The sequence below is a fragment of the Pseudomonas sp. A-B-19 genome (assembly GCF_019947515.1).
Classification (GTDB): domain Bacteria; phylum Pseudomonadota; class Gammaproteobacteria; order Pseudomonadales; family Pseudomonadaceae; genus Aquipseudomonas.
Map to the genome: position 1 here is coordinate 162,856 of NZ_JAGYGN010000002.1, position 24,802 is coordinate 187,657.

The window sequence follows — 24,802 nt, forward strand, 5'->3', positions numbered from 1 at the left end:
CGGCCCCAAAAGGGGACTGCTGCGCAGTCCAGCGGGAGCAAGCTCCCTCGCCACAATAGGTTTTTCTCAAACAGGTCGACTCAGCATCGACCTGTCTGGCTCTGCGATGGCTGGTTGCCCAGGACCCTCAGAGTCTCACAAGCCCCTTTCGGGAACGATCAATTACCAGTGATTCACTTTCACTAGCGCGACTCGAGGTTATCCAACACCCGATTCACCGCCATTTCCCCCAACATGATCGACTGCTGAATGCCCAGCAGGGTGTTGCCTTGTGCTCCGTTCAGATTCCTCGCGAAGTCGCTCGCCATGGTATTGGCTGATGCCAGTGACACACAGGCGTACTCCAGCAGAGTGTGGTTGTCGACTTCAGGAGCGACGAGGAAGATTTTGCTGGGTTGGCGTGTGGTATCCGGATCGGTGTCCGACCGGTTTTTTGCTTTATTGGTCATGATTCAGTGCCCAGGAAAGTGGAGCCGACACCGAGTCGCTATGAATCAAAAGGGTGGCAGCTGTACGCAGGTTAGTAGACCGGGGCCATTCGAAACCGGCGCGCCCGAAGGCGCCCTGCGCATAGCTGCCATCAAGGGCAGGTATAGAAAATACCTGCCTATCAGGAGCGCAAATGCGCTTCGAACAACCTCGGGCTACTAAACCCGATCACTGACAATCAGTGACCCGATCAAGCTACCGGCGGCCCTCAAAGCGCACAAGCCGGCGGATTCTGAAGTAGTTGCAGGCAACGTCGCAAGGCGCTGTAGCCTTTGCGCGGGATTTCGGAAATGTCCCACGGCGGGTGGTGAAGCTTCCGGCAGGACTGATACTTCTTGCGCCATACAGCTGGTCTTTTTGGTGTTCTCTCGGACGCCATCGCGAGCAAGCTCGCTCCCACAGGGTTTCCCGGCGCTTCCAAAATCGTGATCACACCGCTGAAACCTGTGGGAGCGAGCTTGCTCGCGATTGACTCAGGCCGCGTTCGGACGCAGCAGTCACACCTCTAACGGCTCAACCTTCCTGGTCAACAACTCCACAAACGCCCGCGCCATCGCCGACTTCTGATCCTTGCGCTGCACCAGCCACACCGCCGACACCGCCGCCGGATCCAGCAGCGGCCGATAGACCACACCGTCGATGCGCATCCGCTGATAAGACGCTGGCAGCACCGACACACCAAGCCCCGCCGCTACCAGCCCAATGATGGTCATCGCCTCGCCAGCCTCTTGTGCAAAATGCGGACTGAAGCCGGAGTCCCGGGCCAGGCTGAGCAACTGCGCATACAGGCCGCTGCCATAGCTGCGCGGAAAAAACACAAAGGGCTCAAGCGCCAGGGCCGACAGAAACAAGCCCTCCTCGCTGCCCTCGATCAACGGGTGTTTGGAGCTGAGCACCGCGACCAGCGGCTCGCGCATCAGCTCGACCACGCTGAGGCAGTCCGGCAGCCCGAGCGGGCGCATGATGCCGACTTCAATCGACTCGTCCACCAGCGCATCGGCTACTTGGGTGCTGCTCATTTCCCGAAGGTTCAGGTGCACTGCCGGGAAGCGTTGACGGAAAGAGAAAATCGCCTGGGGAATGGTCGAGTTGAACGGTGCCGACGAGGTGAAGCCGATTTTCAGCTCGCCCAACTCGCCCAGTTGCGCCCGTCGCGCAACATCCGCAGCCTTGTCGACCTGCGCCAGCACCAGCCGCGCCTCTTCGAGGAACAGCCGACCGGCTTCGCTCAGCTCGACCCGACGATTGGTACGCTCGAACAGGCGTGCGCCGACTTCCTGTTCCAGCGCTTGAATCTGCTGGCTCAGCGGCGGTTGGGAGATGCCCAGCACCTGTGCGGCGCGGCCGAAGTGCAGTTCTTCGGCGACGGCGATGAAGTAGCGCAGGTGACGCAATTCCATGGAAACCCCATTAGGTCGTTAAAGCTATCAAACAGGTCGAACAATATATTGGATTGAATCATTAGCCAGCTATATGCTTTTTTCATTGCCTGACCGGCTGCGTCCTCCGAGGTCCAACGTGAAAACTGCTGTCGCGCCACTCGCCCATGAAGTCCCTCCTGCAGCGCCGGACACGATCGCCGCCGAGGTGGCGCAGATCTACATCGAAAAAGGCACCCCGGCGTTCATGCGCACGGTGCTGGCGTTGTTCTGCGGCGGCTTCGCGACGTTCGCCCTGCTCTACTGCGTGCAGCCGATGATGCCGCTGCTGTCCCACGAGTATTCCATCAACGCGGCGCAGAGCAGCCTGATCCTGTCGATCGCCACCGGCATGCTTGCCATCGGCCTGCTGATCACTGGCCCGATTTCCGATCGTATCGGGCGTAAACCGGTGATGGTGGCCGCACTGCTGGCCGCTGCGTTGTGCACCATGGCCAGTGCGATGATGCCGAGCTGGCATGGTGTGCTGCTGATGCGTGCGCTGATTGGATTGTCGTTGAGCGGTCTGGCAGCGGTTGCAATGACTTACTTGAGCGAAGAGATTCATCCGCAGCACATCGGCCTCGCCATGGGTTTGTACATCAGCGGCAATGCGATTGGCGGTATGAGCGGGCGTTTGATCACCGGGGTTTTGATCGACTTCGTCAGCTGGCACACGGCGATGCTGGTGATCGGTGGCCTGGCGCTGATTGCGGCGGCGGTGTTCTGGAAAATCCTCCCGGAATCGCGCAACTTCCGTGCCCGCTCGCTGCACCCGCGCAGCCTGCTCGACGGCTTCACCATGCACTTTCGCGACGCCGGCCTGCCGCTGCTGTTCCTCGAAGCCTTTGTATTGATGGGCGCGTTCGTCACGCTGTTCAACTACATCGGCTATCGCCTGCTAGCCGCGCCGTACCACATGGAACAGGCCTACGTCGGGTTGCTGTCGGTGGTGTACCTCTCGGGCATCTACAGCTCGGCAAAAATCGGTTCGCTGGCCGACAGACTCGGCCGCCGCAAAGTGCTCTGGAGCACCATCGCGCTGATGATCGCAGGTCTCGCCCTGACGATGTTCACGCCGCTGCCGCTGGTGATCATTGGCATGCTGGTGTTCACTTTCGGCTTTTTCGGCGCCCATTCGGTGGCCAGCAGCTGGATCGGCCGCCGCGCTACAAGGGCCAAGGGGCAGGCATCGTCCTTGTACCTGTTCAGCTACTACGCCGGGGGAAGCATCGCCGGTACGGCGGGTGGCGTGTTCTGGCACCTGGGGGGCTGGAACGGGATCGGGTTGTTCATCGGCACGCTGCTGGTGATTGCGCTGTTTGTGGCGTTGAAACTGGCGAAGTTGCCGCCATTGGACAACCACCCCCTGTAGGAGCGAGCTTGCTCGCGATGGACTCAAGAGCGCCGTGTTTAGCCAGTAAATACGCGTTATCGTTAACGACCATCGCGAGCAAGCTCGCTCCTACAGAAGATTACCGAGATACAAAAACGCCCGGCATATACCGGGCGTTTTTTATTGGGTGCCGATCACTCGTGATACTGCGCCGACAATTCATGCACGGCACGCAGGAACGCGCCAGCGTGCTCCGGGTCGACTTCCGGCGTGATGCCATGGCCGAGGTTGAACACGTGGCCGCTGCCCTTGCCGTAGCTGGCGAGGATCCGGCCGACTTCAGCGCGGATGGCTTCCGGCTTGGCGTAGAGCACGGTCGGGTCCATGTTGCCTTGCAGGGCGACTTTGTTGCCGACGCGTTGACGGGCTTCACCAATATCGCAGGTCCAGTCCAGGCCCAGTGCATCAGCTCCGGCGTCGGCGATGCTCTCCAGCCACAGGCCGCCATTCTTGGTGAACAGGATAACCGGCACCTTGCGGCCTTCGTGCTCGCGGATCAGGCCGCTGACGATTTTGCGCATGTAGGCCAGGGAGAACTCCTGGTACGCCGCCGCCGACAGGTTGCCGCCCCAGGTGTCGAAGATCTGCACGGCTTGTGCACCGGCCATGATCTGGCCGTTGAGGTAGCTGGTGACCGACTGCGCGAGTTTATCGAGCAGCAGGTGCATGGCTTGCGGGTTGTCGTAGAGCATGGCCTTGGTCTTGCGGAAGTCTTTCGACGAGCCGCCTTCGACCATGTAGGTCGCCAGGGTCCACGGGCTGCCAGAGAAACCGATCAGCGGCACGCGGCCGTTCAGTTCACGGCGGATGGTGCTGACCGCGTCCATCACGTAGCCCAGGTCTTTCTGTGGGTCAGGAATCGGCAGGGCTTCGATATCGGCCAGGGTGCTGACGACTTTCCTGAAGCGCGGACCTTCACCGGTTTCGAAGTACAGGCCCTGGCCCATGGCATCGGGGATGGTCAGGATGTCGGAAAAGAGGATCGCCGCATCCAGCTGTGGATAACGGTCGAGCGGCTGCATCGTGACTTCGCAAGCGAACGCCGGGTTCATGCACAGGCTCATGAAGTCGCCGGCCTTGGCACGGCTGGCGCGGTATTCAGGCAGGTAGCGACCGGCCTGACGCATCATCCACACAGGGGTGACGTCTACGGGTTGCTTGAGCAGGGCGCGCAGGAAACGGTCGTTCTTCAGGGCAGTCATGTCGGCATCCGGAAAAAAAGTGAGGGCATTTTCTCAGAGCCGGGCGCAAAAGGCACGGCAAGAGCGGAGGCTTTTGTCTATCGGGTCAATTTGTCGCAATGAAATACAGAGTTTAGCAACACCGCGAAACAACTGTGGGAGCGAGCTCGCTCGCGATGGCGGCGTCACATTCAACATTTCTGTCGACTGATCCACCGCTATCGCGAGCAAGCTCGCTCCCACAGGGGTATTGCATTTGGCTCTGGATCGGCAGTTACACGCCCAGGTAATCCAGGATCCCTTCGGCGGCAGTACGGCCTTCGAAGATCGCAGTCACCACAAGGTCCGAACCGCGCACCATGTCACCACCGGCGAAGATTTTCGGGTTGCTGGTCTGGTGCTTGTACTGACCTTGTTCCGGCGCCACTACGCGGCCCTGGCTGTCGGTCTGGATGCTGAACTGCTCGAACCATGGCGCCGGGCTCGGGCGGAAACCGAAGGCAATGACCACGGCGTCGGCCGGGATGATCTCTTCGGAACCCGGGATCGGCTCTGGGCTGCGACGGCCACGGGCGTCCGGTTCGCCGAGACGGGTCTCGACCACCTTCACGCCTTCGACCCTGTCTTCGCCGACGATAGCGATCGGCTGGCGGTTGTAGAGGAATTTCACGCCTTCTTCCTTGGCGTTCTTCACCTCTTTGCGCGAGCCTGGCATGTTCGCTTCGTCACGACGATAAGCACAGGTCACCGCCTTGGCGCCCTGACGAATCGAGGTCCGGTTGCAGTCCATCGCCGTGTCGCCGCCGCCCAGGACCACGACCTTCTTGCCTTTCATGTCGACGAAATCTTCCGGCGACTTTTCAAAGCCCAGGTTGCGGTTGACGTTGGCGATCAGGAAGTCCAGCGCGTCGTACACGCCCGGCAAGTCTTCCCCGGCAAAGCCGCCCTTCATGTAGGTGTAGGTGCCCATGCCCATGAATACCGCATCGTATTCCTCGAGCAGTTGCTCCATGGTCACGTCCTTGCCCACCTCGGTGTTCAGGCGGAACTCGATACCCATGCCAGTGAAGACTTCGCGGCGATTGCTCAGCACGGTCTTTTCCAGCTTGAACTCGGGGATGCCGAAGGTCAGCAGGCCGCCGATTTCCGGGTTCTTGTCGAACACCACCGGGGTCACGCCACCGCGCACCAGTACGTCAGCGCAGCCCAGGCCCGCAGGCCCGGCACCGATGATCGCGACACGCTTGCCGGTCGGCTTGACCTTGGACATGTCCGGGCGCCAACCCATGGCGAACGCGGTATCGGTGATGTACTTCTCCACCGAACCGATGGTCACCGCGCCGAAGCCGTCGTTGAGGGTGCAGGCACCCTCGCACAGACGGTCCTGCGGGCACACCCGGCCGCAGACTTCCGGCAGGGTGTTGGTCTGGTGCGACAGCTCGGCGGCCTGGAGGATGTTGCCCTCGGCCACCAGTTTCAGCCAGTTGGGAATGAAGTTGTGCACTGGGCACTTCCATTCGCAATACGGGTTACCGCAACCCAGGCAGCGGTGGGCCTGCTCGGCCGACTGCTGGGGTTTGAAGGGTTCGTAGATTTCCACGAACTCTTTCTTGCGTTGACGCAACAGTTTCTTCTTCGGATCCTTGCGCCCGACCTCGATGAACTGGAAGTCATTATTCAGACGTTCAGCCATTTTAAAACCTCATCAAACTCTTCAGGCGCATATCACTGCGGATTGGCACGGGTGCTGGAAAGCAACGACTTCAGGTTGGCAGCCTTGGGCTTGACCAGCCAGAAACGGCGCAAGTAGTCATCGAGGTTTTCGGCGAGTTCACGACCCCACTCGCTGTCGGTTTCCGCGACGTACTCGTTCAGCACGTTTTGCAGGTGGCTGCGATAGGCCTCCATCGCCTCGCCGCTGATCCGCTGGATTTCCACCAGTTCGTGGTTGACCCGGTCAACGAAGCTGTTGTCCTGGTCGAGCACGTAGGCGAAACCGCCGGTCATGCCAGAGCCGAAGTTGTAACCGGTCTTGCCCAATACACAGACGAAACCACCGGTCATGTACTCGCAGCAGTGATCGCCAGTGCCTTCCACGACCGTGTGGGCACCGGAGTTACGCACGGCGAAACGCTCGCCCGCGGTGCCGGCGGCGAACAGCTTGCCGCCGGTGGCGCCGTACAGGCAGGTGTTGCCGATGATGGCACTGTCCTGGGTGCGGTAGACGCTGCCCTTGGGCGGCACGATCACCAGCTTGCCGCCGGTCATGCCCTTGCCGACGTAGTCGTTGGCGTCGCCTTCCAGGTACATGTTCAGGCCGCCAGCGTTCCACACGCCGAAACTCTGCCCGGCCGTGCCTTTGAAGCGGAACGTGATCGGCGCGTTGGCCATGCCCTGGTTGCCGTGCTTGCGCGCGATTTCGCCAGAGATGCGTGCACCGATGGAACGGTCGCAGTTGCAGATTTCCAGGTCGAACTCGGCACCGCTCAGGTCATTGATCGCCGAGGTGGCCATGGTGACCATTTTCTCGGCCAGCAGGCCCTTGTCGAACGGCGGGTTGCGGTCTACGCCACAGAACTGCGGCTTGTCCGCCGGCACGTGGTCGCTGCCCAGCAACGGGGTCAGGTCCAGGTGATGCTGCTTGGCGGTCTGGCCTTCGAGGACTTCCAGCAGATCGGTACGGCCGATCAGCTCTTCGAGGGAACGCACGCCCAGCTTGGCCAGCCACTCACGGGTCTCGGTAGCGACGTAGGTGAAGAAGTTCACCACCATGTCGACGGTACCGATGTAGTGATCCTTGCGCAGCTTCTCGTTCTGGGTCGCGACGCCGGTGGCGCAGTTGTTCAGGTGGCAGATGCGCAGGTATTTGCAGCCCAGGGCGATCATTGGCGCAGTACCGAAACCGAAGCTTTCAGCGCCGAGAATCGCGGCCTTGATCACGTCGAGGCCGGTTTTCAGGCCGCCGTCGGTCTGTACCCGCACTTTGCCGCGCAGGTCATTGCCGCGCAGGGTCTGGTGGGTTTCGGCCAGGCCGAGTTCCCACGGCGCACCCGCGTACTTGATTGAGGTCAGTGGCGATGCACCGGTACCTCCGTCGTAGCCGGAGATGGTGATCAGGTCCGCATAGGCCTTGGCCACGCCGGCGGCGATGGTGCCGACGCCCGCCTCGGCTACCAGCTTCACCGAAACCAGCGCCTGCGGGTTGACTTGTTTCAGGTCGAAAATCAGCTGCGACAAGTCTTCGATCGAGTAGATGTCGTGGTGCGGCGGCGGCGAAATCAGGGTCACGCCCGGCACTGCATAACGCAGCTTGGCGATCAGACCGTTGACCTTGCCACCCGGCAACTGACCACCTTCGCCCGGCTTGGCGCCTTGGGCGACCTTGATCTGCAGCACTTCGGCGTTGACCAGGTATTCCGGGGTCACACCGAAACGGCCGGTGGCCACCTGCTTGATTTTCGAGCTCTTGATGGTGCCATAGCGCGCCGGGTCTTCGCCGCCTTCGCCGGAGTTGGAACGCGCACCGAGGCGGTTCATGGCTTCGGCCAGGGCTTCGTGAGCTTCCGGCGACAGGGCGCCCAGCGAGATACCGGCGGAGTCGAAGCGCTTGAGCACCGATTCCAGCGGCTCGATTTCACTCATATCCAATGGAGTGTCGAGGGTTTTGACTTTCAGCAGGTCGCGGATCATCGACACCGGGCGGTTGTCCACCAGCGACGTGTATTCCTTGAACTTGCTGTAGTCGCCCTGCTGCACAGCGGCTTGCAGGGTGCTGACCACGTCCGGGTTGTACGCGTGATATTCGCCACCGTGGACGAACTTCAGCAAACCGCCTTGCTGGATCGGCTTGCGCGGGCTCCAGGCTTCGGTGGCCAGGGCTTTCTGTTCGGCTTCGATGTCGACGAAACGCGCACCCTTGATGCGGCTCGGCACGCCACGGAAGCTCAGGTTGCAGACTTCCTCGGACAGGCCGATGGCCTCGAACAACTGCGCACCGCGGTACGAAGTGATGGTCGAGATGCCCATCTTCGACAGGATCTTGAGCAAGCCCTTGGTGATGCCTTTACGGTAGTTCTTGAACACCTCATAGAGGTCGCCCAGCACTTCACCGGTACGGATCAGGTCGCCGAGCACTTCGTAGGCCAGGAACGGATAGACGGCAGAAGCGCCGAAACCGATCAACACGGCGAAGTGATGCGGATCGCGGGCGGTGGCGGTTTCCACCAGGATGTTGGAGTCGCAACGCAGGCCCTTTTCGGTCAGGCGGTGGTGCACCGCGCCGGTAGCCAGGGATGCGTGGATCGGCAACTTGCCCGGGGCGATGTGACGGTCACTCAGAACGACCTGGGTACGACCGGAGCGCACGGCTTCTTCAGCCTGATCGGCAACATTGCGGATCGCAGCTTCGAGTCCGACGCTTTCGTCGTAATTGAGGTCGATGATCGCGCGTTCGAAACCCGGACGATCGAGGTTCATCAGCGAGCGCCACTTGGCCGGGGAAATGACCGGCGAGCTGAGGATCACGCGCGAAGCGTGTTCCGGCGACTCCTGGAAAATGTTGCGCTCGGCACCGAGGCAGATTTCCAGCGACATGACGATGGCTTCACGCAGCGGATCGATCGGCGGGTTGGTCACCTGGGCGAACTGCTGGCGGAAATAGTCGTACGGCGTGCGCACGCGCTGGGAAAGCACGGCCATCGGCGTATCGTCGCCCATCGAGCCCACGGCTTCGTAGCCCTGTTCACCCAGTGGACGCAGCACCTGGTCGCGCTCTTCGAACGTGACCTGGTACATCTTCATGTATTGCTTGAGCTGATCGACGTCGTAGAACGCCGAACCATGGTCGTTGTCTTCCATGGTCGCCTGGATGCGCAGGGCATTCTTGCGCAGCCATTGCTTGTACGGATGACGGGACTTGAGGCGGTTGTCGATCGCATCGGTATCGAGGATCTGACCGGTTTCGGTGTCCACGGCAAAGATCTGGCCCGGGCCCACACGGCCCTTGGCGATCACGTCTTCAGGCTGGTAGTTCCAGACACCGATTTCGGACGCCAGGGTAATGAAACCGTTCTTGGTGGTGACCCAACGCGCCGGACGCAGACCGTTACGGTCGAGCAGGCACACCGCGTAACGACCGTCGGTCATTACCACGCCGGCCGGGCCGTCCCACGGCTCCATGTGCATCGAGTTGTATTCGTAGAACGCACGCAGGTCCGGGTCCATGGTCTCGACGTTCTGCCACGCCGGCGGAATGATCATCCGCACGCCACGGAACAGGTCGATGCCACCGGTGACCATCAGCTCAAGCATGTTGTCCATGCTCGAGGAGTCGGAACCGACGCGGTTGACCAGTGGGCCGAGTTCTTCCAGGTCCATCAGATCGTTGCTGAACTTGGTGCGACGGGCCACGGCCCAGTTGCGGTTGCCGGTGATGGTGTTGATCTCGCCGTTGTGCGCCAGGAAGCGGAACGGTTGGGCCAGCGGCCATTTCGGCAGGGTGTTGGTGGAGAAGCGCTGGTGGAACACGCAAATCGAGGTTTGCAGGCGCTTGTCGCTCAGGTCCGGATAGAAGGCAGTCAAGTCCGCCGGCATCATCAGGCCTTTGTAAATGATGGTCTTGTGCGAAAAGCTGCAGACGTAGTGGTCGGTGTCAGCGGCGTTGGCCACGGACGAGCGACGACGGGAGGTGAACAGCTTGACGGCCATGTCCTGATCGCTCAGGCCTTCACCGCCGATGAACACTTGCTCGATCTGCGGCAGGCGCTCAAGGGCCAGGCGGCCGAGGACGCTGGTGTCGATCGGCACTTTGCGCCAGCCGACCAGTTGCAGGCCGGCGGCCAGGATCTCGCGGTTCATGTTCTCGCGAGCGGCTTGGGCTTTGACCGGGTCCTGGTTGAAGAAAACCATGCCCACAGCGTATTGCCTGGGCATTTCGACGCCGAAGGTTTCCTGGGCGATGGCTCGCAGGAACACGTCCGGCTTTTGAATCAGCAGACCGCAACCGTCACCGGTCTTGCCGTCGGCATTAATCCCACCGCGGTGGGTCATGCAGGTCAGGGCCTCGATGGCCGTTTGCAAAAGGGTATGACTGGGCTCGCCCTGCATATGGGCTATCAGGCCGAAACCGCAGTTATCCTTGAATTCATCTGGTTGGTACAGACCTGCTTTCATAGACACTTTCTCACCAGGCTGCCTCTGATCGAGGCAAATTTCTTTTCAATTCAACCACTTGCCATCCGCGCCGAACGCACGCCAGCTTTGCGGAAACAAAAGGGAGGTCATTGTACACACCGACACTTGGCCTCACAAATTTGACGACGAACTGTCGCAAATTCATGTCGCATTTGTGAAAGGTTTAAAGCGATCTGCTGTGCTAGTCAAAACTTTTTTTAATTTTGACCGCTACGACTCAAAAGCTACTATGACGCAGACACCACAAGGCACGCAGCCCGGAAGGCGGCGCGCACTTGTAGAAATTTTGAGGTGCTTGGAGGGGCGGCCTGGGTAAGGCCGCCGAATCTTCAGCGAGTTGTTGCCAGTTCCTGTTGGACGCTGGCGACAGTGCGAGGCCAAGGTTTACCAGCCTGAACCTTCGCTGGCAAGGCCTTGATGGCGGAAACAGCTGCATCACGATTGGCGAAGTTGCCGTAGGTGATCACGTAGAGCGGCTTGCCGTTGAGGACTTTCTTGAAGTAACGGTACTCGCCGCCCTGCTCCTTGACGAAGCTTTGCGCGCTCGCTTCGGAGCTGGTGCCGAGGATCTGCACCACGTAGTTGCCCGGTGCTTGCCCTGCGTACCAGGTACCGCCAGCCGCCTTGGCCGCTGGGGCCGGAGCCGGCTTCTCTGCCGGCTTGGCTGCAGCAGCAACGACTGGCTTGGCTGGTGCTGGAGCAGGTTTGGCCACTGGCGCAGGCGCTGGCTTGGCGGTGGCGACCTGAGTCGGCGCAGGCGTCGGCTTGGCGGCTGGCGTCGGCGCAGGGCCGGCAGGAACACCCACAGGCGGTGCGGTAGTGGTGACGGTCGGCGGCGTAGCGCTGGAACCTTCGACCGGCACGCCATCGTCGCCTTCGGTGATGCCGCCTGCGGCTTCAGCCAGCGGACCGCGCATGACCGGCTGCGAGTTACCGACCAACGGCAACGGCATCGGCTGCGTATTACCGGCGAATTCGACGGCCGGAGCGCCACCATTCGCTGTGGGCTGACCCTGGCCAAGCGGCAGTTGCGCCTGCTCATTGGCCGGTGCACCCGTGGTCGGTGCCTTGTTGCGACCCGGCATCAACCAGGCGGCAGCTACCGCAACCACGACCACGGCGGAAATCGCCAATACGTGTTTCTTCGGCATATTGAACCCCATTTTTGGACGCTTGACCGCTGAGCGGCTGGCGATCATGGCTTCGATCATTGCATCGCGGGCGACCTGATTGATGCTGCCAGGCCAGCCTTCGGAGCTTTCGTGAATATCAGAGATCTGATCTGCGGTGAAAAGTTCGATACCGCGACCAGCGCCTTCGAGCCGCTGCTCGAGATATTCGCGGGTTTCTTCCTCGGTATAGGGTTGCAGCTCGATGACATGGAAACGTTCTTCCTCGAGATGCAAAGCCTCAAGCTGAGCGATCAGCGAAGTTTCACCGAACAGGAACACATGCGGGCGGCCTTCAGGTGCGCCGGCAGCCAGGATCATCAGCGCCTCAAGGGCGGACTCATCGAGGTGTTCGGCGTCATCGACCAGCAGATAGACTTCCTGCCCGGTCAGTGCAAGCTGCACCACCTGAGCCAGAATAGCGTCGGCATCAGCCTGGGCAACGTTCAGCGCCTGGGCCACCTGACGCAACACCCCGGCTGCATCGCCGGCGCCGCGGGCAGAAACCACCAGACTTTGTACCGATTGCTTATTGGTGCTGGCAACCAGGGCCTGACGCAACAGGGTCTTGCCACTGCCCTCGGGACCGGTGACCACCAGCAGCAACTGGCTGTAACGCGCCAGGTGATGCAGTTGCCCCAGCACGGGTTTGCGCTGGGCCGGGAAAAATTTGAAGCCAGGCACCCGAGGAGCAAAAGGGTCATGACTCAACTGGTAATGGCCGAGGAAAGCCTCGTCGGCATGCAAACTAGTCATCGTGTTCTTATTAACCTTTAAGCTGGGCCAGGGCGCGGTAGTCTGCCCCCAGCGTGGCCTGTAGAACCTCTTTTGGATAATCGTCGGTCACCACCGCTTCACCCATGTGGCGCAGCAGCACCAGGCGCAAACGACCGTCGATCACTTTTTTATCAATGGACATGTGTTCGAGGAAATCGGCTTCTGTCATCTCTTCTGGCGGTACGACCGGCAACCCGGCGCGCTGGAACAGACGAATGCCACGATCTCGCTCCTGCTCGCTGATCCAGCCCAGTCGCGCGGACATTTCCAGCGCCATTACGGTGCCAGCAGCCACAGCTTCACCATGTAGCCACACACCATAGCCCATGTGGGTTTCAATCGCGTGGCCAAAAGTATGGCCCAGGTTCAACGTGGCACGAACACCGGTCTCTTTCTCATCGGCACCGACCACCGCAGCCTTGGCCGCGCAGGAGCGCTCGATGGCATAAGTCAGGGCTTGCTGATCCAGATTGCGCAAACGGTCGACATTGTCTTCGAGCCAGGTCAGGAACGGCTCATCGCAGATCAGCCCGTACTTGATGACTTCGGCCAATCCGGCGGACAGCTCGCGCGCCGGCAGGGTATTGAGGCTGGCGGTATCGATCAGCACCACGTTCGGCTGATAGAAGGCGCCGACCATGTTCTTGCCCAGCGGATGGTTGATCCCGGTCTTGCCGCCCACCGAAGAGTCGACTTGCGACAACAGCGTGGTCGGAACCTGAATGAAATCGACGCCGCGCTGGTAGCAGGCAGCGGCAAAGCCGGCCATGTCGCCGATCACACCGCCACCGAGGGCGATCACGGTAGTGCGGCGGTCATGCCGGGCGGTCAGCAGACCGTCGAAAATCAGTTGCAGGGTTTCCCAGGTCTTGAAGGCCTCGCCGTCGGGCAGCACCACGGAAATCACCGAGAACTGCGCCAGGCTGCGGGTCAGACGCTCGAGATAGAGCGGCGCAACAGTCTCGTTGGTAATGATCGCTACTTGCCGTCCGCGAATGTGCGGGGCCAGCAGCTCAGGCTGATCCAACAAACCTTCGCCAATATGAATCGGGTAGCTGCGCTCGCCTAGATCGACCTTGAGTGTCTGCATGTGTCCCCACAGTGAAGATGAATCAGGCATCCTGCCCTGAGTTTACGAATATCCACGGCCTCTGCTGGTGTGACGCCGTTTGCAAGCCATCCGCCACAACCTTGAGCGATCATGGCGCGACGCTGAGGATAGCGCATTTCGCGCGGCGCTTTAACGGGGTGGCAGCTGCTGCAAGCGCTCTAGAATGTCGAGTACGACCATTCGTGGCGGTCGCTCATCGGTTTCGACCACCAGGTCGGCAATTTCCCGATAAAGCGGATCGCGGATCGCCAACAGATCCCGAAGGGTCTTGGCCGGATCGGCAGTACGCAACAGTGGCCGATTGCGGTCGCGGGCCGTGCGACCGACCTGCTGCTCGACCGACGCATGCAGATAAACCACGCGCCCACCGGCATGCAGTGCCCGGCGATTGGCTTCACGCATGACCGCGCCCCCGCCTGTCGCCAGCACCACACCGTCGTAATCGCACAGTTCGGCAATCATTGCCTGCTCGCGATCACGAAAGCCCGGTTCGCCTTCTTTATCGAAGATCCAAGGAATATTGGCGCCCGTGCGCAATTCAATTTCCTTATCGGAATCTTTGAATGGCAGGCGCAGCTCTTTGGCCAGCAACCGGCCGATGGTGCTTTTTCCAGCGCCCATCGGTCCAACAAGAATCAAATTTCGCACAGAATCAATGACTCACAGCAATCGCCTGGTTATTCATGATACGCGGAGTGAGGAATACCAACAGCTCGGATTTTTTCTCCGAAACCACATCACGCCGGAAAAGGCGGCCAAGATACGGCACATCGCCAAGAAATGGCACCTTATCTACGACCTTGCTCTGAGTATTTGAGAAAACACCGCCAATGACGATGGTCTCGCCATCGTTGACCAGGACCTTGGCGTTGACTTCGTTTTTCTTGATGGGCGGCACATCCTGGACCTTGTTCAGGAAGTCCGGCTCGTCCTTGGTCACCTTGACCTCCATGATGATCCGGTTGTCGGGCGTGATCTGCGGCGTCACCTCCAGCGACAGCGATGCCTCCTTGAACGATACCGACGTCGCGCCACTGGAACTGGCTTCCTGATAGGGAATCTCGGTGCCCTTGAGGATTTTTGCGGTTTCCTTGTCGGACGTGACCACCTTGGGTTGCGAGACGATTTCCCCGTTGCCGGTTTTCTCCATGGCCGTCAGCTCCAGGTCCAGCAAGACGTTATCGGTGATGAACGCGATGCCGATGCCCGAGGTGTTGTTGACTACGCCCATGTCGACGAACGGTGAGTTGGTGCTGGTACTGCCGGGTGTGCCGATGGTCGATGATCCATTGAGTCCATTACTGACGCCAGAGGTGTTCCAGTTGCCCTTGTTCTGTATCGAACCACCCCAACGAACCCCGAGGCTTTTGTCATAGTCGACATTGGCTTCGACAATGCGCGCCTCGATCATCACCTGACGCACCGGGATATCCAGTTGCGTGACGATCCTGCGCAGCTCGTCCAGCCGGTCCTGGGTCTGGTAGGCAATGATGTTGTTGGTGCGCTCATCGACGGTGATCGACCCCCGCTCGTCGGGTTTCGCTTCGGCGCTGGTCACCGACTGGAAGAGCTTGGCGATGTCCGCCGCCTTGGCGTAATTGACCTGCAACAACTCCCGACGCAACGGCGCCAGATCGGCAATCTGCTTCTGGGATTCGAGCTCCTGGCGCTCACGGGCAGCAATTTCATCGGCCGGCGCAACAAGCAGGACATTGCCGACCTTGCGCTTGTCCAGCCCCTTGGTTTTCAGCACCAGATCCAGCGCCTGGTCCCACGGCACGTTCTGCAAGCGCAGGGTAATCCCCCCCTGAACCGTGTCGCTGGCCACCAGATTGAGGTTGGTGAAATCGGCGATCAGTTGCAGCACCGAGCGCACATCGATGTCCTGGAAATTCAGCGAAAGCTTCTCGCCGCTGTAGGCCTGTGGTCCGGCATTGCGTTTTTGCAGGTCGTCGACCGTCGCCGGACGAACGCTGACCGTGAGTTTGCTGTCCGTCTGATAGGTCGAGTAATCGAACCTGCCACCAGGCTCAATGCTGATGGTCGCTCGGTCGCCGCTGGCACTGGCATTGACGAATTGCACTGGCGTGGCGAAATCCTTCACATCCAGACGCACGCGCAACGGCTCAGGCAATCGGGTTTTGGCAAAGCCAACGATGATCTTGCCCTCACGCTCTTGTATGTCGGGCGCCATCGATGGATCCGACAGGTCGATCACCACATTGCCCTCGCCCTGGGTGCCTCGCTGAAAATCCACACCCCGAATGGCCTTGCCTGCCGTCGCGGTGGCTCTTGCCGGAACCGGCATTGCCGTGGCCGTCGGCCTGGCTGTCGGCCTGGCTGTCGGCAGTTTGACACCCTGCCCGACAACTACCAGCAAATTATTGCCTTCAATTCGCGAGTCGTAGGGGGCCAACTGAGTCAGGTTGATGATCAATCGCGTACGGTCCCGGGTTTGCATCACCGTAGCACTACGGGCATTTCCACTGCCGAGATCGCGAGTCTTGCTGGCCAGCTGACTGGCGACTCCCGGCAAATCCAGGGCAATCCGGGCCGGCGACTCCGTCGTATAGCCGTGGGGCACCGGGGGCGGCTCATCGAAAGACAATTTCAATTCGACACGGTCTCCCGGTAACGCAGCGACATCCAGCGCCTTGAGATTGGCTGCTTGCACCATCGGCGACAACAACGCTATCCATAGCGAAAGGCCGACGGTTGCGAAAATCCTGTTCATTATTCGAGTTCCACTATGAGTGCTCTTTCAAAGGAATGGTCCGGGGACGCTCCAGCCACGCGCCCTGACCATCAGGGACAATTTCAACCACTTCGACCTGCGAGCCATTGATCGCAACGATCCGTCCGTCGTTACGCCCCAGGTAATCGCCGACTTTCAACCGATGGACCCCACCCGCCCCGCGCAGCAAGGCATAGGAGCCCGTCGCATTGGAAAGGGTGCCGACCATTTCAAACTGCTCGATGTTGAAACCTTCAAGGTATTGCTTGACCCGCCCCGGGTCGGGCTTGACGTGACGTGAACCCCGACGCCGGGCCGCCAGATCAGTGCTGATCTGCGGCGAAAACGGGCTGCGCAGATTCGCCGCGTTGTAAGTGAATGCCGGGGAAGACCGGAATACCGGCGCTGGTTCAATCCTGCCCGGCCCGCGCAGGCGCATTTCGTTCATGTATGCATCCAGATCGTCGTAGTCATCGCCTGCACCGCAACCGGACAGAGCAGACAGCACCACCACTACCGAAAAACACTGCGCCGGCCTCATTGATGCTGTCCCTTGTCGTTGTAGCGGTAGGTCTTGGCGAGGATGCTCAAGCGCAGTTTCGGACCACTCTGGGGGCTGACGGGGGCAAGGTCGAAATCGTGCAAGGTGACGATTCGCGGCAACCCGGACACATCACTGACGAAGGCGGCCAAGTCGTGGTAATCCCCGGTGACCGTGATCTGGATCGGCAGTTCGATGTAGAACGGCTGGGCGACCTCCGGCAGCAGCTTGATCTCTTCGAACTCCAGACCACTACCCAGACCGGTACGAGTGATGTCTTCCAGCAAACCGGGCACTTCGGTGTCGCCGGGCAGTTGCCGCAACAGCACGCCGAAGGCGCTCTCCATCTCCTTGAGCTGCCGGGTGTAGAGATCCAGATTCGCCACTACGCGGGCTTTGTCGGCGAACTGTTGCTTGAGTGTCGACTCCTCCTCGCGATTGAGTTCGAGCTGGCTCACAAGGTCGCGAGTGGAAAAGTTGTAGCCCAGGGCCAGCACCAGAAGCATGAGCAAGCCGGCCATCAGAAACTTGATCGGCGGCGGCCAGGAACCCATGTTGCCGGTATCCAGCTCATTGATGTCGATCTTGCGCAGCCCTTCGAACCATTCCGATGGACTCATTTGCCCCCCTCCGGCGCTGCGGGTCGAGTCTGGCGAACGGTCAACTGGAAGACGTTGGCCTGTTCCACCTGACCGGCAGCTGTGGCCTTGACTTCGGTCAGGCTCGGCGCATCGAACCAGTCTGATGCCTCAAGGTTGCGCATCAAGTCTGAAACACGGTTGTTGGATTGCGCAGCGCCGGTGATGGACAAGGTCTTTGCGGTCATTTTCACTTCGGTGAAATACACGCCCTCGGGCAGTGCTCGCGCCAACTGGTCAAATATTCGCCCGCTGGTTTGGCGGTTGCCTTGCAGGTCCTGGATGATGCCCATGCGCTCGACCAGTTGCTGACGGCGCGCCTTGAGATCATTGATCTGTTTGATCCGCTCATCGACCACGGCGACTTGCTTGCCGATGTAGTCGTTACGGGCGACTTGCCGGTCGATGGCGCCGCTGATGGCCTGGTTCGCGACCAGCACCGCGCCCATCGTGCCCACCATCACGGCCACCAGGATCAGCAGCAAGCGCTTGCGGCGGGCTTCACGCCGCTCCTCGCGCCAAGGTAAAAGGTTGATCCGTGCCATCAATCGAAGCTCCTGAGGGCCAGACCACAGGCGATCATCAACGCCGGGGCATCACTCGCCAGAGCAGCGCCGTTGACCTTGCTGCCCAGCGTCATGTCGAAAAAAGGATTCGCAACCTGGGTCGGCGTGCCCGATTGTTGCTCGATCAAACGGTCCAGCCCCGGGATCGACGCGGTACCGCCGGCCAACAGGACATGGTTGACGGCTTTGTTCGGGCCTGAGGCGAAGAAGAATTGCAACGAGCGCGACACCTGCTGCACCAGCGCCTCTCGAAATGGCTGCAAGACCTCACTGGCATAGTCATCCGGCAGGCCGCCCTTCTTTTGCGCCAGCGCCGCCTGCTCGAGTGTCAGGCCATAGCGACGCTGGATTTGCTCGGTCAATTGCCGACCGCCGAACAACTGTTCGCGGGTGTAGATAATCCGCCCGCTGTGCAACACGCTCAGGGTGGTCATGGTGGCACCGATATCCACCACTGCGACCGTCAAAGGCTCCCCGCAAACGGCTAGCCGACTGGCCAGCAACGCGAATGAGCGCTCCAGCGCGTAGGCCTCGACATCGACCACGCGGGCGGTAAGCCCCGCCAGGGCCAGGGCTGCCTCGCGGACTTCGACGTTTTCCTTGCGGCACGCGGCGAGCAGCACATTGACGCGATCGGAATTGCGCTCAGAGGCGCCCTGGACTTCAAAGTCGATCGCAACTTCATCCAGGGGATATGGAATGTATTGATCAGCCTCGATCTTCAGCTGGCTTTCCATCTCGTCCTCGGAAAGACCGGCATCCATCTCGATAGTCTTGGTGATCACCGCCGACCCTGCCACGGCCACGGCCACGTTCTTGAGGCCGGTTCTGGCCCTGACCAGCACGCGAGTGAGGGCCAACCCCACGCTTTCGAGTTCAGCGATGTTCTTTTCGATCACCGCGCCGACCGGCAACGGCTCGACCGCATAGGCTTCGACCCGGAAGCGCTCGCCCTGACGGCTCAACTCCAGAAGCTTCACCGAGGTGGAGCTGATATCGATTCCCAGCAGCGTATTGGATTTTTTGCTGAAGAGTCCTGGCACTACCAATTCCCTATGACTTTCCGTGAGTTACGGACTCTGCAATGTCAATTGCGTTCAATCCACCCGTCTTGACAGCAGCGCCCACCACGCTCCCAAGCAGAAAAATGCTTATAATGGTCAGCGTTTTTTTCCGCATTTGCTCAAGCGCAGGTCGTTCTCATTTAGCCTGAACCCTGTTGCCCAATTCATTTTTTGCCCTGGATATCCAAAAGCCTTGATTCGTCTGCTGAAGTTTTTCGGTTGGTCCATCGTCGCGGTTTTCTGCGGACTCCTTCTGGGTCTGAGCGGGGCGTACCTTTACCTTAGTCCCGGGCTGCCGTCCGTGGAGGCACTGAGAAGCATCCAGTTGCAGATCCCTTTGCGGGTCTACAGCAGCGATAACAAGTTGATCGCAGAATTCGGCGAAATGCGCCGTACACCGATCCGTTTCGCCGACATTCCCCCCAATTTCATCAATGCGTTACTAAGTGCTGAAGACGACAATTTCGCCAACCACTACGGCGTCGATCCGAGCAGCCTGATGCGTGCCGCGACCCAGCTGGTCAAAAGCGGACACATCCAGTCCGGCGGCAGCACGATCACCATGCAGGTGGCGAAGAACTTCTTCCTGAGCAGTGAACGCAGCTTCTCGCGCAAGACCACCGAGATCCTGCTGGCCCTGCAGATCGAACGGCAGCTGACCAAAGACGAGATCCTCGAGCTGTACGTCAACAAAATCTATCTGGGTAACCGTGCTTACGGCATCGAGGCGGCGGCGCAGGTCTATTACGGCAAGTCGATCCGTGATGTCAGCCTGGCGCAGATGGCGATGATCGCCGGCCTGCCCAAGGCACCGTCGCGCTTCAACCCGCTGGCCAACCCGGCGCGCAGCAAAGAGCGTCGCGACTGGATCCTGGGGCGCATGTACAAGCTCGGGAAAATCAGCGAGGCCGACTACACCGCTGCGGTCAACGAGCCGTTGAACGCCAGCTATCACGTGCCGACCCCGGAAGTGAACGCCCCGTACATCGCCGAAATGGCCCGTGCCGAAATGGTTGGGCGTTATGGCAGCGACGCGTATACCGAAGGCTTCCGCGTTACCACCACGGTGCCGAGCGACCTCCAGGAACTGGCCAACACCGCGGTCCACGAAGGCCTGATGACCTACGATCAGCGCCACGGCTATCGCGGACCCGAGTCGCGGCTGCCGGGCAAGACTCGCGAAGCCTGGGCCACCGAGCTGACCAAACAACGCACCATCAGCGGCCTGGAACCGGCCATCGTGACCCTGGTCGACAAGAACGGCCTGCAGGTGCTGACCCGCACTGGCCAGGAACACGTGAGCTGGGACACCATGAAATGGGCCCGACCGTTCCTCAATACCAACAGCATGGGCGCCAATCCCAAGCAGCCTTCGGACGTGGCTCAAGTGGGCGATCTGATTCGCGTGCAGCGTCAGCCGGACAATTCGCTGAAGTTCAGCCAGATCCCGCAGGCCCAGGGCGCGCTGGTGTCCCTGGACCCGCATAACGGCGCCATTCGTTCGCTGGTCGGTGGTTTCGCCTTCGAGCAGAGCAACTACAACCGTGCATTGCAGGCCAAGCGCCAGCCGGGTTCGAGCTTCAAGCCGTTCGTCTACGCCGCCGCGCTGGATAGCGGCTACACCGCCTCCAGCCTGGTGAACGACGCACCGATCGTGTTCGTCGACGAGTACCTGGACAAGGTCTGGCGTCCGAAGAACGACACCAATACCTTCCTCGGCCCGATTCGCCTGCGCGAAGCGCTGTACAAGTCGCGCAACCTGGTGTCGATCCGCTTGCTGCAAGCGATGGGCGTAGGCAAGACCATCGACTACATCACGCGCTTCGGCTTCAACAAACAGGACCTGCCACCCAACCTGTCCCTGGCGCTGGGCACCGCGACCCTGACACCGATGGAAATCGCCACCGGCTGGAGCGCCTTCGCCAACGGCGGCTACAAGATCACCCCGTACATCATCGACAAGATCGAAAGCCGCAACGGCGACACACTGTTCGTCGCCAACCCACCAAGCGTGCCTCTGGGTGGCGCAGCCAGCGATGGCATTGCCGCGCCAACCGCCGCTCAAGCCTTCACGGTCAACGCAACGGTGGGCGAAGCCCCAGGCACTACGTCGACGCCACAAGCACCCGCAGCGGCTGAACGCATCATTGACGGGCGCACCACGTACATCCTCAACAGCATGCTTGAGGACGTGATCAAGCTCGGCACCGGTCGCCGCGCACTGGCCCTGGGCCGCCCGGACATTGCCGGCAAGACCGGTACGACCAACGAATCCAAGGATGCCTGGTTCTCCGGTTACAACGCCGATTACGTGACGACCGTGTGGACCGGTTTCGATCAACCGGAAAGCCTGGGCCGCAAGGAATTCGGCGGCACCGTCGCGCTGCCGATCTGGATGAACTACATGGGCCCCGCACTCAAAGGCAAACCGCCGCATACGCAGCCGGAGCCGGAAGGCATCCTCAGCCTGCGAGTCGATCCGGTCAGTGGCCGCGCAGCCACCCCGGGCACGCCAGGGGCCTACTTCGAGCTGTTCAAGGCCGAAGATACGCCACCGTCAGTCAACGAACTGGGCAACGGCTCAGTGCCAGGCAGCCCGCTGCCGGCGGATGAAGCGGCGCCGATCGACTTGTTCTGATTGCCGCAATACTGAATAGCCCCGCCTTCGAAAGAAGTGCGGGGCTTTTTATTGGTTCTTCACGGGATTCCGTGAAGAACCTTTTTATTGCGCATCGATTTTTGTGTCGCCTGACCCGACCTCTTCGCTGGCAAGCCAGCTCCTACAGGTCCACGCAGTTCTTGTAGGAGCTGGCTTGCCAGCGAAGAGGCCCCCACAGCCAACGCAAAACCTTCAGGCACAAAAAAGCCCCGACTCTCACAAGCCGGGGCTTTCGTTGAAGCGCTACAACGGCTTAGCCGTTGAACACATCATCCACGCTTTTGAGCGGGTAGTTCTTCGGATACGGCAGGGTCGCCACACCGGTTTCGATGGCGGCTTTAGCCACGGCATCGGAGATCAGGGTGATCAGGCGGGCATCCATTGGCTTGGGAATGATGTACTCACGACCGAATTCCAGCTTGATGCCACCGTAGGCGTCGCACACTTCCTGAGGTACCGGCAGCTTGGCCAGTTCACGCAGGGCGTTGGCTGCAGCCACTTTCATTTCTTCGTTGATACGCTTGGCGCGAACGTCCAGGGCACCACGGAAGATGAACGGGAAGCCCAGTACGTTGTTGACCTGGTTCGGGTAGTCGGAACGACCGGTGGCCATGATCACGTCGTTACGGGTGGCGTGCGCCAGTTCCGGGGCGATTTCCGGATCAGGGTTGGAGCAGGCGAACACGATCGGGTTAGGCGCCATCGACAGCAGGCCTTCAGCGCTCAGCAGGTTCGGGCCGGACAGGCCTACGAACACGTCAGCGCCTTGCAGGGCGTCAGCCAGGGTGCGCTTGTCGGTCGCGTGAGCGAACACCGCCTTGTACTGGTTCAGGTCGTCACGGCCGGAGTGGATCACGCCGGTACGGTCGACCATGTAGATGTTTTCGATGTTGGCACCCATGCTCACCAGCAACTTCATGCAGGAGATGGCGGCAGCGCCGGCACCCAGGCAGACGATCTTGGCGTCCGGCAGGGTTTTGCCAGCAATTTCCAGAGCGTTGATCATGCCAGCGGCGGTCACGATAGCGGTGCCGTGCTGGTCATCGTGGAATACCGGGATATCGCACTGCTCGATCAGAGCGCGTTCGATTTCAAAGCACTCGGGCGCCTTGATGTCTTCCAGGTTGATGCCACCGAAGGTGATGGAGATGCGCTTGACGGTGTCGATGAAGGCTTGCGGGCTTTCGGAGTCGACTTCGATGTCGAAAACATCGATGCCGGCGAAGCGCTTGAACAGCACGCCTTTACCTTCCATCACTGGCTTGGAAGCCAATGGGCCGAGGTTACCCAGGCCGAGAATCGCGGTGCCATCGGAAATGACTGCAACCAGGTTGCCTTTGCCGGTGTACTTGTAGGCCAGTTCAGGATCGCGGGCGATCTCGCGCACTGGTTCGGCTACGCCCGGGCTGTACGCCAGCGACAGGTCGCGAGCGGTAGCAGTGGCCTTGGTGAGCTCGACACTCAGCTTCCCTGGACGAGGATTGGCGTGATATTCGAGAGCGGCAGTTTTCAGATCAGACATTTTGGCATTCCGCTTTTTACTGTTGGACAGACTGGTCAGCGAGGATACGCCCCTCGCAAAGTCCCCACAAGACTGACTGGTCACCCCTGTCAAGCGCCCGGTCCTACGACTTTGGGCCAAGAGCCACGGTACACAAGGGTCAGACTGTTCACAATCATAAGAAAAAATGTCTACAATTTTTTATCACTGTTCCGCTTGCAGCATCGCCGGATCGGTCAAGGGCAACATCCAGCGCGCCTGGCCATCCTTGAGACCGCCTTTGCGCGAGCGATCCAGCACCCAGCCGCGCGCCTCGACCTGCTTGCCCTTGAGGCTTTCCAGTGAGCTCACATCGAAACGCGTCAGCAGATTGGGCGCAACGCGTAATACAACCGAATCCTGCAGCTCGATCCAAACTCCGCCGCGATTGCGCTGCACTTTGCTCACACGACCGCTGAGCACGGCAAAACCGGAGGCGCTGATCTGCTCCGCTTTCAGTACAGGTGACTGGCGCCACAACCCGAGCCCGGCCTTACGCGCACTGCGCTCGGCCGCTTGCTGACAGGCGACCAGATCGACATTCGGTGCCACCGCCACCAGAAAACCCAGGCCTTCGGCGAGCATCTGCGCTTCGAGGTTGGCGCCATTGGCACCGTAGACATGGGCCAGGGTACGGCCGTAATGGTCCTTGCTTTCTTTGCCAGGCACCAATCCGACCCGCCCGTCACTCGCCGCCACCAGGGCTTCGAGGCGTTTGCGCGCGGCCACGGCGAACGGTTCATCGGAACGGCCCTGCTTGCCCAGCTCCGGCGTGTTCAAGCCGATCATGCGCACGCTGCGGCCATCGCTCAGGCGCAAGGTGTCGCCGTCCACTACCCGCTGCACCGCGACGGGCGTCAGGCCGCCTGGCGCCGGGCAAAAGGCCTGGGCGCCAGACAGCCAAATCGCGGACATAAAAAAGGCGCCCGCAAGGGACGCCTTCTTCATCAGCATGGAAAAACCGTAGCGGCTTCCCAAGTTGATCGGCCTTAGGCCTTTTTCGCGCCGAAAGCACCGAAACGGTCGGCGAACTTCTGTACGCGACCACCGGTGTCCAGAGTCTTCTGCTTACCGGTGTAGAACGGGTGGCATTCGTTGCAAACGTCGATCGCCAGGGCTTTGCCGAAGGTCGAACGGGTTTCGAACTTGTTGCCGCAGCTGCAGGTAACAGCAACTGCCGGGTATTCTGGATGGATATCAGCTTTCATGGTGTCTTCCTCAGGCTAGCGTGCCGCCACCCAACACTATTGTTGAATACCGCACGTAATTAGGCCGCGGATTCTACCAGACAATCCTGATCACGCAAGCTGTCCCTGAAACCAGTCGT

Annotated in this window: 18 protein-coding genes; 2 read left to right on the forward strand and 16 right to left on the reverse strand. The window is 60.4% G+C overall.

The genetic code is table 11. The annotated features are described in order from the left end of the window. Nucleotides 1–182: 182 nt before the first annotated feature. Both KGA81_RS02890 and KGA81_RS02895 read right to left on the reverse strand, forming a co-directional pair. Nucleotides 183–449, reverse strand: coding sequence for a DUF6124 family protein (locus tag KGA81_RS02890; RefSeq protein ID WP_223544497.1), 267 nt, complete (start codon nt 447–449; stop codon nt 183–185). A 537-nt stretch (nt 450–986) separates the two neighbouring features. Next, nucleotides 987–1,889 (reverse strand): LysR family transcriptional regulator, encoded by a 903-nt coding sequence (locus KGA81_RS02895; protein ID WP_223544498.1) that lies wholly within the window; start codon nt 1,887–1,889, stop codon nt 987–989. 118 nt (nt 1,890–2,007) lie between these two features. Between KGA81_RS02895 and KGA81_RS02900 the strand changes: the two genes are divergently transcribed. Next, the gene (locus KGA81_RS02900) at nt 2,008–3,282 is read left to right on the forward strand and encodes an MFS transporter (RefSeq protein WP_223544499.1); all 1,275 of its coding nucleotides are present in this window, start codon (nt 2,008–2,010) and stop codon (nt 3,280–3,282) included. Between the two features lie 155 nt (nt 3,283–3,437). Here KGA81_RS02900 and hemE read toward each other — a convergent pair whose 3' ends face one another. The 11 genes from hemE to KGA81_RS02955 form a co-directional block, all read right to left on the reverse strand. Continuing rightward, nucleotides 3,438–4,505, reverse strand: coding sequence for a uroporphyrinogen decarboxylase (hemE, locus tag KGA81_RS02905; RefSeq protein ID WP_223544500.1), 1,068 nt, complete (start codon nt 4,503–4,505; stop codon nt 3,438–3,440). Nucleotides 4,506–4,758: 253 nt separating this feature from the next. Beyond that, nucleotides 4,759–6,177, reverse strand: coding sequence for an FAD-dependent oxidoreductase (locus KGA81_RS02910; protein ID WP_223544501.1), 1,419 nt, complete (start codon nt 6,175–6,177; stop codon nt 4,759–4,761). A gap of 32 nt (nt 6,178–6,209) precedes the next feature. After that, a complete protein-coding gene (gene gltB, locus KGA81_RS02915; protein ID WP_223544502.1) occupies nt 6,210–10,655 on the reverse strand; it encodes a glutamate synthase large subunit in 4,446 nt (1,481 codons plus the stop codon). 350 nt (nt 10,656–11,005) lie between these two features. Beyond that, nucleotides 11,006–12,601, reverse strand: a complete 1,596-nt coding sequence (locus KGA81_RS02920; RefSeq protein ID WP_223544503.1) for an AAA family ATPase — start codon at nt 12,599–12,601, stop codon at nt 11,006–11,008. A gap of 10 nt (nt 12,602–12,611) precedes the next feature. Next, nucleotides 12,612–13,712, reverse strand: a complete 1,101-nt coding sequence (gene aroB, locus KGA81_RS02925) for a 3-dehydroquinate synthase (protein WP_108216247.1) — start codon at nt 13,710–13,712, stop codon at nt 12,612–12,614. Between the two features lie 150 nt (nt 13,713–13,862). Next, nucleotides 13,863–14,381 carry a shikimate kinase AroK gene (gene aroK, locus KGA81_RS02930; protein WP_015093141.1) on the reverse strand — a complete coding sequence of 173 codons (519 nt, stop codon included), beginning with the start codon at nt 14,379–14,381 and terminating at the stop codon, nt 13,863–13,865. A 4-nt stretch (nt 14,382–14,385) separates the two neighbouring features. Further along, nucleotides 14,386–16,467 (reverse strand): type IV pilus secretin PilQ, encoded by a 2,082-nt coding sequence (pilQ, locus tag KGA81_RS02935; protein WP_223544504.1) that lies wholly within the window; start codon nt 16,465–16,467, stop codon nt 14,386–14,388. A 13-nt stretch (nt 16,468–16,480) separates the two neighbouring features. Further along, nucleotides 16,481–17,008 carry a pilus assembly protein PilP gene (locus KGA81_RS02940; RefSeq protein WP_223544505.1) on the reverse strand — a complete coding sequence of 176 codons (528 nt, stop codon included), beginning with the start codon at nt 17,006–17,008 and terminating at the stop codon, nt 16,481–16,483. Beyond that, a complete protein-coding gene (pilO, locus tag KGA81_RS02945) occupies nt 17,005–17,628 on the reverse strand; it encodes a type 4a pilus biogenesis protein PilO (protein WP_223544506.1) in 624 nt (207 codons plus the stop codon). The genes KGA81_RS02940 and pilO overlap by 4 nt, the downstream gene beginning before the upstream one ends. Beyond that, nucleotides 17,625–18,191 carry a PilN domain-containing protein gene (locus KGA81_RS02950; protein ID WP_223544507.1) on the reverse strand — a complete coding sequence of 189 codons (567 nt, stop codon included), beginning with the start codon at nt 18,189–18,191 and terminating at the stop codon, nt 17,625–17,627. The genes pilO and KGA81_RS02950 overlap by 4 nt, the downstream gene beginning before the upstream one ends. Beyond that, nucleotides 18,191–19,255 (reverse strand): pilus assembly protein PilM, encoded by a 1,065-nt coding sequence (locus tag KGA81_RS02955; RefSeq protein ID WP_223544508.1) that lies wholly within the window; start codon nt 19,253–19,255, stop codon nt 18,191–18,193. The genes KGA81_RS02950 and KGA81_RS02955 overlap by 1 nt, the downstream gene beginning before the upstream one ends. Before the next feature lie 217 nt (nt 19,256–19,472). On the opposite strand from KGA81_RS02955, the gene KGA81_RS02960 reads away from it, so the two are divergent. After that, nucleotides 19,473–21,914: a penicillin-binding protein 1A gene (locus tag KGA81_RS02960; RefSeq protein ID WP_411736536.1), complete on the forward strand. Its 2,442-nt coding sequence runs from the start codon at nt 19,473–19,475 to the stop codon at nt 21,912–21,914. 274 nt (nt 21,915–22,188) lie between these two features. Here KGA81_RS02960 and KGA81_RS02965 read toward each other — a convergent pair whose 3' ends face one another. The 3 genes from KGA81_RS02965 to rpmE form a co-directional block, all read right to left on the reverse strand. Continuing rightward, nucleotides 22,189–23,457, reverse strand: a complete 1,269-nt coding sequence (locus KGA81_RS02965) for a malic enzyme-like NAD(P)-binding protein (RefSeq protein ID WP_223544510.1) — start codon at nt 23,455–23,457, stop codon at nt 22,189–22,191. Nucleotides 23,458–23,640: 183 nt separating this feature from the next. Continuing rightward, nucleotides 23,641–24,429: a thermonuclease family protein gene (locus KGA81_RS02970; RefSeq protein WP_223544511.1), complete on the reverse strand. Its 789-nt coding sequence runs from the start codon at nt 24,427–24,429 to the stop codon at nt 23,641–23,643. Nucleotides 24,430–24,464: 35 nt separating this feature from the next. Beyond that, entirely contained in the window at nt 24,465–24,683 is a 219-nt protein-coding gene (gene rpmE / locus KGA81_RS02975; protein WP_007975586.1) for a 50S ribosomal protein L31, read from the reverse strand. Nucleotides 24,684–24,802 lie beyond the last annotated feature (119 nt).